Origin of the sequence: Nocardioides sp. BP30 (assembly GCF_029873215.1) — a bacterium.
Classification (GTDB): domain Bacteria; phylum Actinomycetota; class Actinomycetes; order Propionibacteriales; family Nocardioidaceae; genus Nocardioides.
The window spans coordinates 3473249-3488783 of sequence record NZ_CP123620.1 but is presented as its reverse complement, the minus strand read 5'-3'; the positions used below and the strand labels follow the sequence as shown (position 1 = coordinate 3488783).

The following is a 15535-nucleotide window of genomic DNA, read 5'->3' as shown; positions in this document are numbered from 1 at the left end:
GACCGGGACGGAGGCCCGACTCGACCGGGACGGAGGCCCGGGTCAGCGGGGCAGTGCGCTCGCCCGCCAGCCACCGCGGCCAGGGGCCACCGCGGGGGCGGGCTGCATCTGCCGACCCGGGTGGGCCCACTGCGAGCGCTGAGGCCTGCGTGCCGGCTCCACGCCGCCACCGAGCGAGGAGAGCACGGTGACGATCGCCGCGATCTCCTCGGGGGTGGCGTGGGCGTCGATCACCCGGAGGGCCGGCGTCGCTGCGACCGACTCGGACACCGCGGAGTCCTGGGGCGCCGTCACAGCGGGATGTTCCCGTGCTTCTTGGCCGGCAGGCTGGCGCGCTTGGTCTTGAGCAGCCGCAGCGCCTTGACCACCTCGGCGCGGGTCTCGTGCGGCGCGATCACGCCGTCGACGTACCCGCGTTCGGCGGCGATGTAGGGGTTGGAGAGCTCGGTCTCGTACTCGTCGATCAGCTCGGCACGGCGCGCCTCCACGTCGCCGCCCGCCTCCTCGACCGCCTTGAGCTCGCGGCGGTGGATGATGTTGGCCGCGCCCTGCGACCCCATCACCGCGATCTGGCCGGTGGGCCAGGACAGGTTGATGTCCGCGCCGAGGTGCTTGGAGCCCATCACGTCGTAGGCGCCGCCGAAGGCCTTGCGGGTGATCACCGTGACGAGCGGGACGGTGGCCTCGGCGTAGGCGAAGATCAGCTTGGCGCCACGGCGGATGATGCCGGCGTGCTCCTGGTCCGACCCGGGCAGGAAGCCGGGAGTGTCGACGAACGTCAGCACCGGGATGTTGAAGGCGTCGCAGGTGCGCACGAAGCGAGCGGCCTTCTCCGAGGCGTCGATGTCCAGGCAGCCGGCGAACTGCATCGGCTGGTTGGCCACCACGCCGACGGGCGAGCCCTCCACCCGGCCGAAGCCGACCACGATGTTGGGGGCGAACAGGGGGTGCACCTCGACGAACTCGCCGTCGTCGAGCACCGTCTCGATCACGGTGTGGATGTCGTAGGGCTGGTTCGGGCTGTCCGGGATGAACGTGTCGAGCGCCAGGTCCTCCTCGGAGGGCTCGAGGTCGGCGACGGTGTCGTAGACCGGGAGCTCGTCGAGGTTGTTCTGCGGGAGGTGGTCGAGCAGCGCCTTGACGTACTCGATCGCGTCCTCCTCGTCGGAGGCCATGTAGTGCGCGGCGCCGGACCGGGTGTTGTGCGCGCGGGCGCCGCCGAGGTCCTCCATCGAGATGGACTCGCCGGTGACGGTCTTGATCACGTCGGGGCCGGTGATGAACATCGCCGAGGTCTGGTCGACCATCACGGTGAAGTCGGTCACCGCCGGGGAGTAGACGTGGCCGCCGGCGCAGTTGCCCATGATGAGGCTGATCTGCGGGATCACGCCCGAGGCATGCACGTTGCGCTTGAAGATCTCGCCGTAGAGCCCGAGGGAGACCACGCCCTCCTGGATGCGGGCGCCGGCGCCCTCGTTGATGCCGACGATCGGGGATCCGGTCTTGATGGCGAGGTCCATCACCTTGCAGATCTTCTCGCCGTACACCTCGCCCAGCGCGCCGCCGAAGACGGTGAAGTCCTGGGAGAAGACGCAGACCTGACGGCCGTTGACGGTGCCGTAGCCGGTCACCACGCCGTCGCCGTAGGGGCGGTTCTTCTCCAGGCCGAAGGCGGTGGAGCGGTGGCGCGCCAGCTCGTCGATCTCGACGAAGGAGCCCTCGTCGAAGAGCAGCTCGATGCGCTCGCGTGCTGTCTTGCGGCCGCGGGCGTGCTGCTTCTCCACAGCCTTGGCCGAACCGGCGTGCACGGCCTCGTCGAGACGGTGCTCGAGGTCGGCGAGCTTCCCGGCGGTGGTGTGGAGGTCCGGCTCGACCGGGTTGGCGTCGGCGGGCTGCGCGCTCACGTGCTGCTCCCTGCGTGTGTAGAGGACAAGTGCGTGCGCCAATCTAGTGCCCATGACCACGGATGGAATGAGACGAGCCTCACTCGACCAGGCGCGTCTGGCGACCCTGGCGCCCACCTGGCGGATCGAGGTCCTTCCCGAGACCCCCTCGACGAACGCCGTCTGTGCGGATCGAGCACGCACCGGCGAGGCCGAGGGACTCGTGGTCACCACCGAGCACCAGTACGCCGGGCGCGGTCGCCTCGACCGGGTCTGGGAGATGCCGCCGCGCTCCGCGCTGGCGGTGTCGGTGCTGCTCCGCCCCGAGCTGCCGGCCGCTCGCTGGCCGTGGCTGCCGCTGATGACGGGTGTCGCCGTCGCGCGTGTCGTCGAGGGCCGGGTGAAGTGGCCCAACGACCTGCTGATGGGGCCACAGCACAAGAAGGTGTGCGGGATCCTCGTCGAGCGGATCGACACCGAGAAGGGGCCCGCCGCGATCGTCGGGATCGGGCTCAACACCTCGCTGACAGTCGACGAGCTGCCCGTGCCGACAGCCACGTCGCTGAGCATCGAGCGTGGCGGGGCGCCGGTGGACCGGACCGAGGTGCTGACACGGCTGCTCGGCGAGCTGTCGGCGGCGTACGCGCTGCTGGTGGAGGATCCGCAGCGGCTCGCCGCCGAGTACGTCGCGCGTAGTGCCACCCTCGGCCAGCGGGTCCGCGCCGAGCTGCCCGGCGACCGCGAGCTGACCGGGACGGCGACGGGGATCGACGAGTTCGGCCGCCTCCTGCTCGATGTGGACGGGGACCGGGGCGGTCAGCCCACGGCCGTGGGCGCGGGCGACATCGTCCACCTCCGCCCGGAGCGGTGACCCGGATGGGATGATCGCCCCGTGGCCATCTCCTCCAAGCTGCTGAACGACGGTGAGCACGTCGTCATCAGCACGCGCACGCATCCCAAGGCGCTCATCGGACCGGTGCTCGCGCTGGTCGTGCTGCTGGCGATCGGTGTCGTCGACCAGGTGTTCACCGAGGCGCACCCGCTGCAGCTCGTGGTGTGGGTGCTGGTGCTGCTCGGCATCGTCTGGTTCTGCGTCCGGCCGCTGCTCCAGTGGCTGGCGACGACGTACACGATCACCAACAGGCGCCTGATCACCCGCCGCGGCGTGCTCACCCGCCGCGGCCACGACATCCCGCTGAGCCGGATCAGCGACGTCGAGTACGAGATGGATCTGATCGACCGGATGCTCGGCTGCGGCACGTTGATGATCAGCGACGCCAGCACCGACGGCGAGGTGACGCTCTCCGACATCCCGCACGTCGAGACCGTCCAGCGCCGGCTCAACGACCTGCTGCATCGCCCCGACGCCGCCACCGCCGGCGGGAGCGTCGACTGACGTGTCGCTGTTCGATCCGCAGGCGGGCGCCTACACCTCCGAGGAGGTCGCCGAGCGTGCCGGAGTGTCCCTCGACCAGGCCAAGCGGCTGTGGCGCGCGCTCGGCTTCCCCGAGGTGGGCGACGAGGCGGTCTTCGGCGACCGGGACGTCGCAGCGCTGCGGATGCTCACCGAGGACGTCGCCGCCGGGGGACTGGTCGACTTCGATCTCGCCGTCAACCTGACCCGAGGGCTGGGCCAGACGATGGCGCGACTCTCGGACTGGGAGATCGCCGCCCTGGTGCACCAGGCCGAGGCGCGGCGCACCCGCGGTGACACCGACGGCGGCGCCGATCCCGGCGGTGCCGACGCTGCCGATGCTGCCGAGCCTGCTAATCCCTCGTCGACCGGCGCGGCCGGCTCGACCGGTGCGGACGGTGCTGCCGGCGGCGCGGACGGTGCTGGCGGTGGCGCCGCGGCGCTGGCGGCCGCCACCGAGGTGATGGTCGGCTTCAACGACGCGTTCGAGCAGCTGATGCTCTACGTCTGGCGACGTCACCTCGGCGCCGCCGTCGCCCGGCTCGAGGCCGCCACCTCGGGCGAGCTCGGCACCACCCAGCTCTCGGTCGGCTTCGCCGACATCGTGCAGTTCACCGCGCTGTCCAACACCCTGACCGAGCAGAAGATCGGCGACCTGGTCGAGCTGTTCGAGTCGCGCTGTGCCGACGTCGTGGCGGTCCAGCACGGCCGGGTGATCAAGTCCCTGGGCGACTCCGTGCTCTTCGTCAACGACGATCCGATCCGGGCCTACGACACCGCCGAAGGGATCATCAACGTCATCGGCCGCGACCCCCGGATGCCGGACGTGCGCGTCGGCCTGGCCACCGGCTCGGTGGTCACCCGGCTCGGCGACGTCTACGGGCCGCCGGTGAACATGGCCGCCCGGCTGACCGCCGTGGCCCGCAAGAACCGGATCATCATCGACGAGACGACCGCGGCGCTGCTCCCCGTCGACCAGTTCGAGACCCGCCGTCTGCCGGCGCGACCGGTGCGCGGTTTCGGGATCGTGGAGCCAGTGGCCGTACGGCGCAACTGACCGCGCGAGCGTTGGCAGGAAGGTGCCAGTGGCCGTGACCGGTCAATCGCTTGGTTAAGGGCTTTACGTTTCCTATGGTCTCCCTGTGATCGAAGTTCAGGACGTTCGTCTAGATCCCGACGGCCGCCGCGCCTGGCGGGGCGAGGAGGAGATCACCTTCTCCCGCAAGGAGTTCGACCTCGTGCACGCTCTGATCGCACGGGCCGGCGACATCGTCACCCGCGAGGAGCTCATGCGGGACGTGTGGCATGCCAGCTTCTGGACCTCGTCGAAGACCATCGACGTCCACCTCGGCTGGGTGCGTCGCAAGCTGGGGGACGACAGCCGACGCCCCCACCTCATCTCCACCATCCGCGGCAAGGGGCTGCGTTTCGAGACCAGGTGATTGAACCCGCCGCAGCCGGGTAAGTCGTGAGTCGTCACGACAACGGTTGGGGTGAATGGTTTGATCAAGCGTCGGTTCGGGCTGGCGGTCGCGCTCGCGGCCCTCGGCACGCTCGTCCTCGCTCCGGGGGCGCAGGCCGCCCGGGGTAGCGCTCCGGACGGGACGTACGTCGTCTGCAACGGGTCCTCGCTGAACTACATCATGGTCGCCGGCGCGCCGATCTACGTGTGGTCCTATGCCAACATGCCGGCCAATCCGGGCGCAGCCACCGCGATCGAGTGTTCGACGGCGGGCGAGGGCCCCGGCGTCAACCCGTGGCACCCGACCGCCGAGGGCGTCTACGCCCAGGGCTGGTCCGGTGGCGCGGCCGTCGGTCCTGTCTACGCCGTCGTCGGCGGTGCACCGCTACCGGCTGCTGCCGGTGCGTCGGCCGGTCACACCGTCGAGCCCTTCGACAACGCATCGCTCCCGGGGACCACTGACCAGACCACCGTCGGGGGCACGCCGGTCTACGGCATGTTCTCCTCCGTCGTGCGCAACGGCTATTTCCGCGGCAGCGGCGGCACCTACTACCACACCGACTACGCCGGACACCCCATCATCCTGCCGAAGGCGCCGGCCAACCACACCTCGCCGGTCGTCGACCAGGGCGCCATCAACGCTTGCCAGCGGATGAACTGCGACCCCTGGGGCGACATCTCGGTCGAGGTCGCGGGCGAGGGCAGGATCCACGTCAGCGGCTACGCGCTCGACGGGTTCGCGACCCGACCTCTCACCGTGCACCTGGACGCCGCCGGGCAGGCGGTCGACCTGGTCGCCAACCAGCCCAACGCCGCGATCAACGCCGGCTACGGCATCGCCGGCAACTACGGCTTCGACCGGGTGGTCTCGGTGCCGGCCGGTCACTACGACCTGTGCACCACCTTCGTCGGCTACGCACCGGGTGGGACGACCGAGCAGGCCGGCTGCCAGGCCATCGTCGTACCGGGTGCCAAGCCCGGCAAGGTGCACCGGCCCAAGCTGAAGGCGACGGGCCACGGTCGCGCGCTGGTGAGGTGGAAGGTGCCGATCACTCACGGCAGCCCGATCACCGAGTACGTCGTCAAGGTCGGCCACCGCCAGAAGCAGGTCTCCGGTACGGCGCACCGGGTCGTGCTCAAGCACCTGCCGGTGGGCCGTTCGGTCACCGTCAAGGTGCGGGCCATCAACGGCGTCGGCCTGGGGAAGTACAGCAAGGCCTCGAGGGCGGTTCGGATCCGCTGAGCGTGGGTAGGACCACCTCCATGAAGCACCTGGGGGGACCTCGTCGATCGGCTCGCCTGAGCGTCCTGGCGGTGACGCTCGCCCTGATCGCGGGCGCGTTCAGCATCGGCGCGGGCCCGGCGAGCGCGGCGGTGCCCGCCGACGGCACCTACATCAGCTGCAGCGGCACGACCGTAGCCCCGACCGCCCCCTACTACGTGATGGTCGGCGGCGCGCCCCTGCTGATGACGCTCGACGACATGCCGAAGCCCGGCAGCACCTCGGGCACCCCGACGGCGGCCGACGACGTCACCTACCACTCCGATTGCGCCACGCTGTTCCCGACGCCGAAGGTGCCCAGGAACGGCGTCTTCGTCCGTGGCTACGACGCTCACGCCGCGAAGGGGTCGACGTACGAGATCGTCGGCGGAGCACCCATCACCGTGCACGGTTGGTCGCACGTGCTCGCTTCCGGCTCCGGCAAGGTGATCCCGGTCGACCACGACGTGCTTCCCGCGGCCACCGCCACGACCGACGTGACCAGGTCGGGCACCACCAAGCTGCACGGCTACCTGCACGCCCGGGTCGCGGCGGGCACCGCCTTCGCGGGGTTCAACACCGCGAGCAAGACCGCGACGAGCTTCTATCGGGTCGACTCGGTCATCCACCCCGTCCCGCAGCGCTCGGCCAGCTCGGGAGAGCCGGTGGTCGACCAGACCAGCATCGAGGCATGTGAGCGGATGACCTGCGACCCGAACGGCAACATCGTCAACGCGTACGGCGGTGGCTACGGCGTGCTGCACGTCGACGGCTGGGCCGAGGACTACCCCTCGGCGGCACCGGTCAGCGTGCGGCTGAGCGCCGGCACCTCCACCTTCGTGGTCGCGGCCGGTCAGCCCACGACCTACGTCCCGGCCACCACCGCAGGCAACCACGGCTTCGCGGCCGACCTCCCGCTCGCCGCCGGGACCTACGAGCTGTGCGGCACGGTCCTGGGCACCGCGCCGGGTGCCACCACGCAGCCGCTCGGCTGCAGCACCGTCGCGGTGCCGGGCGCGAAGCCCGGCACGGTCCACCGGCCGAAGGCGAGGCCGAAGGGGCACGGCAAGGTGCTGGTGAAGTGGAAGCGCCCGAGCACGCACGGCAGTCCGATCTCGGCGTACATCGTCAAGACCAGCACCGGGAAGAAGAAGCAGGTCTCGGGCGCGCTCCACAAGGTCGTCCTCAAGCACCTGCCACGCGGGCGTCACGTGAGCGTCAAGGTGCGCGCCATCAACGCCGTGGGGCTCGGGTCCTACAGCAGGACATCGAAGTCCGTGACGGTCCGGTGAGCCGATAGGCTCACCGCCGTGCCGGAACTCGCTCCCACCCTTGCCGTCATCGGTGGCGGACAGCTCGCGCGGATGATGGCCCAGCCGGCGATCGCGCTCGGCCTGCCGCTGCGCCTGCTCGCCGAGGCCGAGGGCGTCTCGGCCGCGCAGGTCATCCCCGACCAGCAGGTCGGCGACTACCGCGACCTCGACACCCTGCGCCAGGTCACCGCTGGCTGCGCCGCTGTCACCTTCGACCACGAGCACGTGCCGACCGAGCACCTGCGCACGCTGGAGGCCGAGGGGCTCGCCGTCCGCCCGGGGCCCGCGGCGCTGGTCTACGCCCAGGACAAGGGCCTGATGCGCGAGCGGCTCGGCGCGCTCGGCATCCCCTGCCCGCGCAACGCCATCGTCGGGTCGGTCGCCGAGGTGGAGGAGTTCGGCTTCCCCTGCGTCCTGAAGACCACCCGCGGCGGGTACGACGGCAAGGGCGTCTGGGTGGTCCGCTCCGCGCAGGACGCGGCCGAGCCGTTCGAGGTGGCGGCGGCCAGCGGCGTGCGGATCCTCGCCGAGGAGCTCGTCGACTTCCGCCGCGAGCTGTCGGCGATCGTGGCGCGCTCGCCCAGCGGCCAGGCCGCGGCGTACCCGGTGGTGCAGACCACCCAGCTCGACGGCATCTGCCACGAGGTGATCGCCCCGGCGCCGGACCTCTCCGAGCAGCTCGCCGGGCAGGCGCAGCAGCTCGCCCTCCAGGTCGCCGGCGAGCTCGGGGTGACGGGCATCCTCGCCGTCGAGCTGTTCGAGACCGCCGACGGCCGGATCCTGGTCAACGAGCTGGCGATGCGGCCGCACAACACCGGTCACTGGACCCAGGACGGCGCCGTCACGAGCCAGTTCGAGAACCACCTGCGGGCCGTGATGGACCTGCCGCTGGGCTCGCCGGCGCCACGCTCCCGCTGGTCGGTGATGGTCAACATCCTCGGCGGCCCCGAGAAGGACGTCGGCCGGCTCTACGACGGCTTCCCGCACGCCCTCGCCCGCGACCCGCACCTGCGCGTGCACCTCTACGGCAAGGAGCTGCGGCCCGGCCGCAAGGTCGGCCACGTCAACACGTACGGCGAGGACCTCGACGACTGCCTCGAGCGCGCGCGGCACGCCGCCGCGTGGTTCCGTGGCGACCTGGGCAACGAGAGTGAGTGACCCGATGAGCGCATCCACCGACTCCACCCCCCAGAGCCCGGCGAGCGGCGCACGCGTCGGGATCGTGATGGGCTCGGACTCCGACTGGCCGACGATGCGGGCCGCCGCCGAGGCGCTCGAGGAGTTCGGCATCGCCTACGAGGCCGATGTCGTCTCCGCCCACCGGATGCCGGAGGAGATGATCGACTACGGCAAGCGGGCCCACGAGCGCGGGCTGTCGGTGATCGTGGCCGGCGCCGGGGGAGCGGCCCACCTGCCCGGCATGCTCGCCGCGGTGACCCCGCTGCCGGTGATCGGGGTGCCGGTGGCGCTGAAGTACCTCGACGGGCTGGACTCGCTGCTCTCGATCGTGCAGATGCCGGCCGGCGTTCCGGTCGCCACCGTGGCGGTCGGGAACGCACGCAACGCCGGCCTGCTCGCCGTACGGATCCTGGCGGCGGCGGATCCGGACCTCCAGCAGCGGATGCTCGCCTTCCAGGCCGACCTGAAGAGGTCAGCGCAGCAGAAGGGCAGGGTCGTCCGCGGCGAGGCGTGACGGCGTGAGGTGGGGTTACCGGACGGCATGACCACCGCACCCTTCGAGCCGGGGTCGGAGCCCTTCCCGGACCCCGACGCCCCGGCCATCCCCGACCCGACGACCGATCCGCCGGACCCGGACGTCATCCCGCCCGAGCCGGGCGCTCCGGGCGGGCCGGCGACCCCGGGGCCGCAGACACAGCCCGAGCCGGTGTAGCCCGACAGCGGAGCCGGCCCGCTTCCCTCAGACTCGGCCGATCGCCGCCGATCCGCGAGTCATGGGGGGAACCATGACTTTTCTACGCGCGCGCCCTCGTTCGGGCGCGCTGGCAGCCGTCGCCCTGGCGTCGGCCCTGAGTGCGGCCCTGACGGTGGTGCCGGCGTCGGCCTCGGTGCCGGATGGCGACGCAGGGGTCGACTACACCTGCGCGAGCACAGCCCTGCTCGGCCTCGTGCCGGCCGGGAGGGTGCCGTTGCACCTCGAGGCTCTCCACCAGGTCACCGTGCCGCTGGGGACGAAGGTCAGCGCGCTCACGATCGGCACCGGTCTGGCGCCGCTGGTCGCCGGGCTGACCGGCGACGTGCTCTCGCCGCTCTCCACCGTCAGCGACCTCAGCTTCGGCATCGCGGAGGAGCTCAGCGTGGCCGGCAGCCTGGACGACTCCGGAGCGTTCGACCTGCCCGCCTTCGCCCTGCCGGCCGGCGCCACCGCAGGCTCGACCCTGCCCATCACCGCACCGTCCTCGTTCACCCTGCAGGTGGCAGGCGGTGTCCTGGGCTCGCTGGCGTGCACCATCGACGACGTGGGCGCCGACGTGCTCGGCACGATCCTGGTCGGGCCGGCGAGCACCGACACCACCGTCACACCGGTGCACCCGCCGATCGTGCGGACACAGGACGGTGCCGGAGGCGCTACGACGACGGCTGCGTCGCGGCCGAAGCTGCGTGCCTGGCTGGCCCGCGCCGTGGTCCACCGCGGACGGCGGGCGCGGGTGCACGTGCAGGCCGCGACGGCTGCCGGGACTCCTGCGACGGGGCGGGTGGTGGTCCGCGGCGCCGGTCGGCGACTCGGAGTCGGCCGGCTCGAGCACGGGCGCGCTGTCGTTCGGCTCGCGTCGCTCCCGGTCGGCCGCTATCGGCTCAAGGTCCGGGGCGCCGCGATGACACGCCGGCTCATCCTGCGGATCGTCCGCTGACGCCGCGCCGCCGCCACTCGATCGCCGGGCAGGTGTCCATCACCATCCGGAGGCCGGCGGCGGTGGCGCGCCGGTAGGCGGCCTCGTCGACCACGCCGAGCTGGAACCAGACACCCTTGGCGCCCACCGCCACCGCCTCGTCGGCGAACTGCCCGGCGGCCTCGGAACGGCGGAAGACGTCGACCACGTCGATCGGCATCGGCACGTCGGCGAGCGTGGGGTAGGCCCGCTCGCCGAGCACGACCAGGTCGCCGCCGGCGGCAGCCGGGTGGATCGGGACGATCCGCTTGCCGCGCCGCTGCAGCAGCGCCGCGATCTCGTAGGCGGTGCGGGTCGGGTCGCCCGAGAGTCCCACCACCGCCCAGGTCTCGGTGTCGTCGAGCAGGAAGTCGATGTCGTCCTGGTCGGCCCAACGGCTCATGAACCAACGGTATCCGGGGTATGAAGTGACCTGTGCCACTACTGTCGAGTAATGTTCGGCGAGCGCCCGCTTCAGGGCGTCCGTGTCTGGGAGGCACGTTCTCAACGGAGAGGGAAAACTCCATGAAGTTTGTTTCGAAGGCCGCAGCGTTCGGTGCGGCTGCCGCCATCAGCGCCACGGGTCTTGTTGCCGCGACGGGGACGACGGCTGATGCCGCCACCGTGTCCGTCAACTACAACTGCGACCTCTCGCAGTTCGGCCCGCTTCTGGGCGGTCAGCCCACGACGCAGACCATTACGGCGGCCTACGCCATCCCGGCGTTCCCCAGCACCCTTCCGGGCCTGAAGACCGTCCCGGCGACACCGATCACCGCCAAGATCACGGTGCCCCCGGCTGTCAGCGCGATCATCACGGGCGGTTTCGGCGGTCACATCAGCGGCTCCGTCAACGGCAACGCCAAGTTCGGCGCGCAGGCCGTCGCCTCCAAGCTGACGATCCCCGACCAGACGATCCCGGCCAGCACGCCGCCGGCCGCTGCGACGGTCAACGCGAGCGGGACGCTCGCGTCCTTCACCCCGAAGACGGCGGGCGCCAACGCGTTCAGCCTGCCGGCGTCCGTCACCGCCACCCTCAGTGGCGCGACGGTGTCCTGCGTCGCCGACTCGTCCACCCCGGTGTCGCTCGGCTCGATCGCCGTCACGCCGGAGGTCCTGGCGACCGCGCCGAAGAAGGTCAAGGCCGGCAAGGCCGTCAAGATCCAGGTCACGAGCACCACCCTCACGGGCAAGGTCGTCGCCAAGATCAAGAAGAAGAAGGTCGGCAAGGCCACCCTCTCCAACGGCACCGCCACGCTGAAGGTGAAGAAGGGCCTGAAGAAGGGCAAGAACAAGATCGTCGTCTCGGTCGGCTCGCTCAAGCAGACCGTCAAGGTGAAGGTGAAGTGACCCAGGCTCTCTGAGCACTGGATCGACGCCTCGAAGGGCGCGTCTCCCGCGGGAGGCGCGCCCTTCGTCATGCCGTCGGTGCGCCCTCGACCCCTCGTTAGCCTCGCTAACGGTCTCCGGTACCGTCGGGTCCATGGCTGAGCTCATCGAGATCCCCGCCGGCGACGGCACCGCCGAGGCGTACGTCGCCCGACCCGACAGCACGCCCAAGGGTGGCGTGCTCCTCTTCATGGACGCGATCGGGCTGCGTCCCCGGATCGGCGAGATGGCCGACGAGATCGCCTCCTGGGGCTACCTCGTCCTGGCACCGCACGTCTTCTACCGGGAGGGCAGGGCGGCGGACCTGGCGCCGACGGGCGATCTGCGCGATCCGCAGCAGCGCGAAGCGTTCTTCGCCACCTCCAACGTCGGTCAGTACATCGCCAACCTCACGCCGGACCTGGCCGCACGCGACACAGCGGCCTACGTGGAGCGGCTCGAGGCGCTGCTGGCCGAAGCCGGCGCGGGCGAGGCCAAGCTCGCTGCCACCGGCTACTGCATGGGCGCGCGGCTCGCGATCCGTGCAGCAGGTCAGTTCCCCGGCACCGTGGTGGCGGTCGGCGGCTTCCACGGGGGCGGCCTGGTGACCGACGACCCGCAGAGCCCGCACACCGTCGTCACGAGCGAGGCCGAGTACGTCTTCGGTCACGCCGAGAACGACCACTCCCTGACGCCGGAGAACGCGGCCGAGCTCGACAAGGCGCTGGAGGCGGCGGGAGCGACGTACACCAGCGCCATCTACCCCGATGCGCCGCACGGCTACACGATGAGCGACACCTCCTCCTGGCACGAGCCGAGCTACGAGCGTCACCTCACCGAGCTCAAGGCGCTGCTTCAGCGCCGCCTCGGCTAGGCCGAGCCGGCCCCGGAGCCGGCCTCGGAGCCGGCCTCGGACCCGGCTTCCGAGCCGAACTGAGCGGTCACGGCGGCCGCTGCCTCGTCGATGATGGCGCGCATCGCGCGCTCGGCGGTGGTGGCGTCGCCGTGCCGCACCGCGCGGGCGACCTCGTCATGCAGGTCGACCGCCTCGCGGTTGGGCAGCGAGGGCATCAGGTGATGATGCGTCCGCCCCGCCAGCGCCTCGGCGACCAGACCCGAGAGCGCGGCGAACATGTCGTTGCCGCTCGCATCGAGCAGCGTGCGGTGGAACAGCTGGTCGGCCTCCAGGTACGCCGACAGGTCGCCGCGGCGGCCCGTCACGACCATGTCGGAGACGGCAGCGGCCAGCGTCCGGCACTGCTCGGGACCGGCCCGCTGTGCTGCCAGCGCCGCCGCCGCCGGCTCCACCCCGCGGCGCAGCTCGGCCATCGAGACGAGCTGCGCGGCCCGGTCGGCGCCTTCGAGCCGCCAGGCGATGACGCGCTGGTCGAACAGCTGCCAGCCGGCGCGCGGTTGCACCGTGACGCCCACCCGCCGACGGCTGGCCACCAGTCCCATGGACTCCAGGACGCGGACGGCCTCGCGGGCCACGCTCCGCGAGACGCCGTACTCCGCGCCGATGCCCTCCAGGGTGAGCACCGATCCGACCGGCCGGGACCCTGCCGTGATCTCGGCGCCGATGCGATCGAGCACCGTCGCATGGCGATCGGGTGTCCTGGTCACCCTCACATCATGTCAGTCGGCATCGCACGGCGGAATAGGCATGCCTTTGGCGGTTTCTGACACGAATGATATGACTTATCCATGAACGGTGTGATGCGAGGCACAAGGTGATGCGCCGCTACCACCATCGAAGGAGGTCCCGATGAGCCAGCTGCTCGTCGTGATGGGCGTGTCGGGTTCGGGGAAGTCGACGGTCGGAGCCGCGCTGGCGCAGCGCCTGCGGGTGCCCTTCGCCGATGCGGACGACTTCCACCCCCAGGCCAACATCGACAAGATGAGTGCGGGTATCCCGCTCGACGACCACGACCGCGGGCCGTGGCTCGATGCGATCGGGGAGTGGCTCGCGGCCCACCCCGCCGGCGGCGTGATGAGCTGCTCGGCGCTCAAGCGCAGCTACCGTGACCGGCTGCGCCACCATGCCCGCGACGTGGCGTTCCTCCACCTGGCCGGAACGCCCGAGGTCCTGGCCCGCCGAATGGCCGGTCGACCGGGCCACTTCATGCCCCCGTCCCTGCTCAGCTCGCAGCTGCACACCCTGGAACCGTTGCAGCCCGACGAGCGGGGCACCACCCTCGACATCGACCAGGGCGTCGACGACCTCGTCCAGCAGTACGTCGACCAGCTCGCGAAGGAGCACTGACATGATCGCCTCTCCGGTCGCCCTGGCGGCGACCTCCCTGGTCGAGCCGGTCGCGGCGGGCTGGCAGCTCCTGGTGGCGGCCCTGGCGGGCATCGCCGTCATCGTCGGCCTGATCACCTGGCTGAAGGTCCACCCCTTCCTCGCCCTGATCCTCGGCGCCGGGGTGGTGGGAGCGGCCGCGGGGCAGAACCTCAACGACGTGGTCACCAGCTTCTCCACCGGCTTCGGATCGACCGCCGCCAGCGTGGGCATCCTGATCGCCCTCGGCGCCATGTTCGCCAAGCTCCTGGCGGACTCCGGCGGCGCGGACCAGATCGTCGACACCATCGTGGGACGCGCCTCGACCCGGGTGTTGCCCTGGGCGATGGTGCTCGTCGGCGCGATCATCGGATTGCCGATGTTCTTCGAGATCGGCCTGGTGCTGCTGATGCCGGTCATCTACCTGGTGGCACGGCGCTCCGGGCTGTCCCTGATCACGGTGGGCATCCCGGCGCTGGCCGGGCTCTCGGCGATGCACGGCTTCGTCCCGCCCCACCCCGGTCCGCTCACCGCCGTGCAGGCGCTCCACGCCGACCTCGGGCTGACCCTCGGCCTGGGCATCATCGTCGCCGTGCCCACCCTCGTCGTCGCCGGCCCGCTGTTCGGCAAGATCGCCGGGAGGTGGGTCGACGTCCCGGCGCCGACGACGTTCGAGGGCCGCGACGAGCCGTCCGAGCAGCGCCCGTCCTTCGGCGTCACGCTGGCGAGCATCCTGCTCCCGGTGGTGCTGATGCTGGGCAAGTCGCTGGCCGACATCGTCATCGACGACCCCGGCCAGCGCGTGCAGCAGGTGCTCGACATCCTCGGTACGCCGCTGGTGGCCCTGCTCATCGCGGTGCTGGTCGGGTTCTTCACCCTCGGCCGCTCGGCCGGGATGGACCGGTCGGCGCTGTCCTCGGTGATGGACGCCGCTCTGCCACCGATCGCCGGGATCCTGCTGATCGTCTCGGCCGGTGGCGGCTTCAAGCAGGTGCTGGTCGACACCGGCATCGGCACCCAGCTCGCCGACTGGGCCAAGAGCGCGCACCTGTCGGTACTGGTGCTCGCCTGGCTGCTCGCCGTGCTGATCAGGTTGGCGACGGGGTCGGCCACCGTCGCGACGATCACCGCCTCATCGCTGGTCACGGGGCTGGTCCAGGGCGCGGGCAACACCGAGCTCTCGCTCGTGGTGCTGGCGGTGGGCGCCGGCTCGCTGTTCTTCTCCCACGTCAACGACGCCGGCTTCTGGCTCGTCAAGGAGTACTTCGGCCTGTCCGTCGGGCAGACGATCAAGTCCTGGTCGTTGATGGAGACGGTGCTCTCGGTCGTCGGCCTCGGCGTCGTGCTGCTGCTCAACCTGGTCGTCTAGCCCGGACAGCCGGGCCGATGCCCGCTCGGAGGGCCGGTCCGGCTCAGGCGTCGTCGTACTCGGGCTTGTCCAGCTCGATCGACTCCTCCCGGTCCGGCCCGGTCTCCGGTGCCGGATCCGAGTCGGGCTCGGGCTGGTTCACCTGGGTGCGCTGCCCGTGCTCCTCGGTGAAGTTCGGCTGTTCCTCCGGGTCCTGGTCGACGCGTTCGGCGGCGTCCGCTGCGGAGACGTCCTCCTCGGCCGGTACGCCGCCGAGGTCCAGCTTGTTCTCTTCCCGAGGGTGGTTCAGGCTCATGCCG

Annotated in this window: 19 protein-coding genes; 14 read left to right on the top strand and 5 right to left on the bottom strand. The window is 71.1% G+C overall.

The window, feature by feature from the left end:
- Positions 1 to 42: 42 nt before the first annotated feature.
- Entirely contained in the window at positions 43 to 294 is a 252-nt protein-coding gene (locus P5P86_RS16465; protein WP_280608535.1) for an acyl-CoA carboxylase subunit epsilon, read from the bottom strand.
- Positions 291 to 1904, bottom strand: coding sequence for an acyl-CoA carboxylase subunit beta (locus P5P86_RS16460; RefSeq protein ID WP_280608534.1), 1614 nt, complete (start codon positions 1902 to 1904; stop codon positions 291 to 293). Before P5P86_RS16460 ends, P5P86_RS16465 begins: the two co-directional genes overlap by 4 nt.
- Before the next feature lie 52 nt (positions 1905 to 1956).
- Between P5P86_RS16460 and P5P86_RS16455 the strand changes: the two genes are divergently transcribed.
- From P5P86_RS16455 to P5P86_RS16410, 10 genes are all read left to right on the top strand, one after another.
- Complete coding sequence (locus P5P86_RS16455; RefSeq protein WP_280608533.1) at positions 1957 to 2754, top strand: biotin--[acetyl-CoA-carboxylase] ligase; 798 nt, start codon at positions 1957 to 1959, stop codon at positions 2752 to 2754.
- 21 nt (positions 2755 to 2775) lie between these two features.
- Positions 2776 to 3279: a PH domain-containing protein gene (locus P5P86_RS16450; RefSeq protein WP_280608532.1), complete on the top strand. Its 504-nt coding sequence runs from the start codon at positions 2776 to 2778 to the stop codon at positions 3277 to 3279.
- Position 3280: 1 nt separating this feature from the next.
- A complete protein-coding gene (locus P5P86_RS16445; protein WP_280608531.1) occupies positions 3281 to 4354 on the top strand; it encodes an adenylate/guanylate cyclase domain-containing protein in 1074 nt (357 codons plus the stop codon).
- Between the two features lie 85 nt (positions 4355 to 4439).
- Entirely contained in the window at positions 4440 to 4739 is a 300-nt protein-coding gene (locus P5P86_RS16440; protein ID WP_280608530.1) for a winged helix-turn-helix domain-containing protein, read from the top strand.
- A 60-nt stretch (positions 4740 to 4799) separates the two neighbouring features.
- Positions 4800 to 6002: a fibronectin type III domain-containing protein gene (locus P5P86_RS16435; protein WP_280608529.1), complete on the top strand. Its 1203-nt coding sequence runs from the start codon at positions 4800 to 4802 to the stop codon at positions 6000 to 6002.
- 20 nt (positions 6003 to 6022) lie between these two features.
- Entirely contained in the window at positions 6023 to 7312 is a 1290-nt protein-coding gene (locus P5P86_RS16430) for a fibronectin type III domain-containing protein (RefSeq protein ID WP_280608528.1), read from the top strand.
- A gap of 18 nt (positions 7313 to 7330) precedes the next feature.
- The gene (locus tag P5P86_RS16425; protein ID WP_280608527.1) at positions 7331 to 8491 is read left to right on the top strand and encodes a 5-(carboxyamino)imidazole ribonucleotide synthase; all 1161 of its coding nucleotides are present in this window, start codon (positions 7331 to 7333) and stop codon (positions 8489 to 8491) included.
- A gap of 4 nt (positions 8492 to 8495) precedes the next feature.
- Positions 8496 to 9026, top strand: coding sequence for a 5-(carboxyamino)imidazole ribonucleotide mutase (gene purE, locus P5P86_RS16420; protein ID WP_280608526.1), 531 nt, complete (start codon positions 8496 to 8498; stop codon positions 9024 to 9026).
- 27 nt (positions 9027 to 9053) lie between these two features.
- Complete coding sequence (locus P5P86_RS16415; protein WP_280608525.1) at positions 9054 to 9224, top strand: hypothetical protein; 171 nt, start codon at positions 9054 to 9056, stop codon at positions 9222 to 9224.
- Positions 9225 to 9297: 73 nt separating this feature from the next.
- Positions 9298 to 10203 (top strand): hypothetical protein, encoded by a 906-nt coding sequence (locus tag P5P86_RS16410; RefSeq protein WP_280608524.1) that lies wholly within the window; start codon positions 9298 to 9300, stop codon positions 10201 to 10203.
- On the opposite strand, the gene P5P86_RS16405 is transcribed toward P5P86_RS16410, so the two are convergent.
- Positions 10181 to 10624 (bottom strand): CoA-binding protein, encoded by a 444-nt coding sequence (locus P5P86_RS16405; protein WP_280608523.1) that lies wholly within the window; start codon positions 10622 to 10624, stop codon positions 10181 to 10183. The genes P5P86_RS16410 and P5P86_RS16405 overlap by 23 nt on opposite strands.
- A gap of 122 nt (positions 10625 to 10746) precedes the next feature.
- Here P5P86_RS16405 and P5P86_RS16400 point away from each other — a divergent pair, with 122 nt between their 5' ends.
- Positions 10747 to 11568, top strand: coding sequence for a hypothetical protein (locus tag P5P86_RS16400; RefSeq protein WP_280608522.1), 822 nt, complete (start codon positions 10747 to 10749; stop codon positions 11566 to 11568).
- Positions 11569 to 11701: 133 nt separating this feature from the next.
- Positions 11702 to 12460, top strand: coding sequence for a dienelactone hydrolase family protein (locus P5P86_RS16395; RefSeq protein WP_280608521.1), 759 nt, complete (start codon positions 11702 to 11704; stop codon positions 12458 to 12460).
- On the opposite strand, the gene P5P86_RS16390 is transcribed toward P5P86_RS16395, so the two are convergent.
- A complete protein-coding gene (locus P5P86_RS16390; RefSeq protein ID WP_280608520.1) occupies positions 12457 to 13209 on the bottom strand; it encodes a FadR/GntR family transcriptional regulator in 753 nt (250 codons plus the stop codon). The genes P5P86_RS16395 and P5P86_RS16390 overlap by 4 nt on opposite strands.
- A 142-nt stretch (positions 13210 to 13351) precedes the next feature.
- Between P5P86_RS16390 and P5P86_RS16385 the strand changes: the two genes are divergently transcribed.
- Both P5P86_RS16385 and P5P86_RS16380 read left to right on the top strand, forming a co-directional pair.
- Positions 13352 to 13849 (top strand): gluconokinase, encoded by a 498-nt coding sequence (locus tag P5P86_RS16385; RefSeq protein WP_280608519.1) that lies wholly within the window; start codon positions 13352 to 13354, stop codon positions 13847 to 13849.
- Between the two features lies 1 nt (position 13850).
- A complete protein-coding gene (locus P5P86_RS16380) occupies positions 13851 to 15236 on the top strand; it encodes a GntP family permease (protein ID WP_280608518.1) in 1386 nt (461 codons plus the stop codon).
- 43 nt (positions 15237 to 15279) lie between these two features.
- Here P5P86_RS16380 and P5P86_RS16375 read toward each other — a convergent pair whose 3' ends face one another.
- Entirely contained in the window at positions 15280 to 15531 is a 252-nt protein-coding gene (locus P5P86_RS16375; RefSeq protein WP_280608517.1) for a hypothetical protein, read from the bottom strand.
- Positions 15532 to 15535 lie beyond the last annotated feature (4 nt).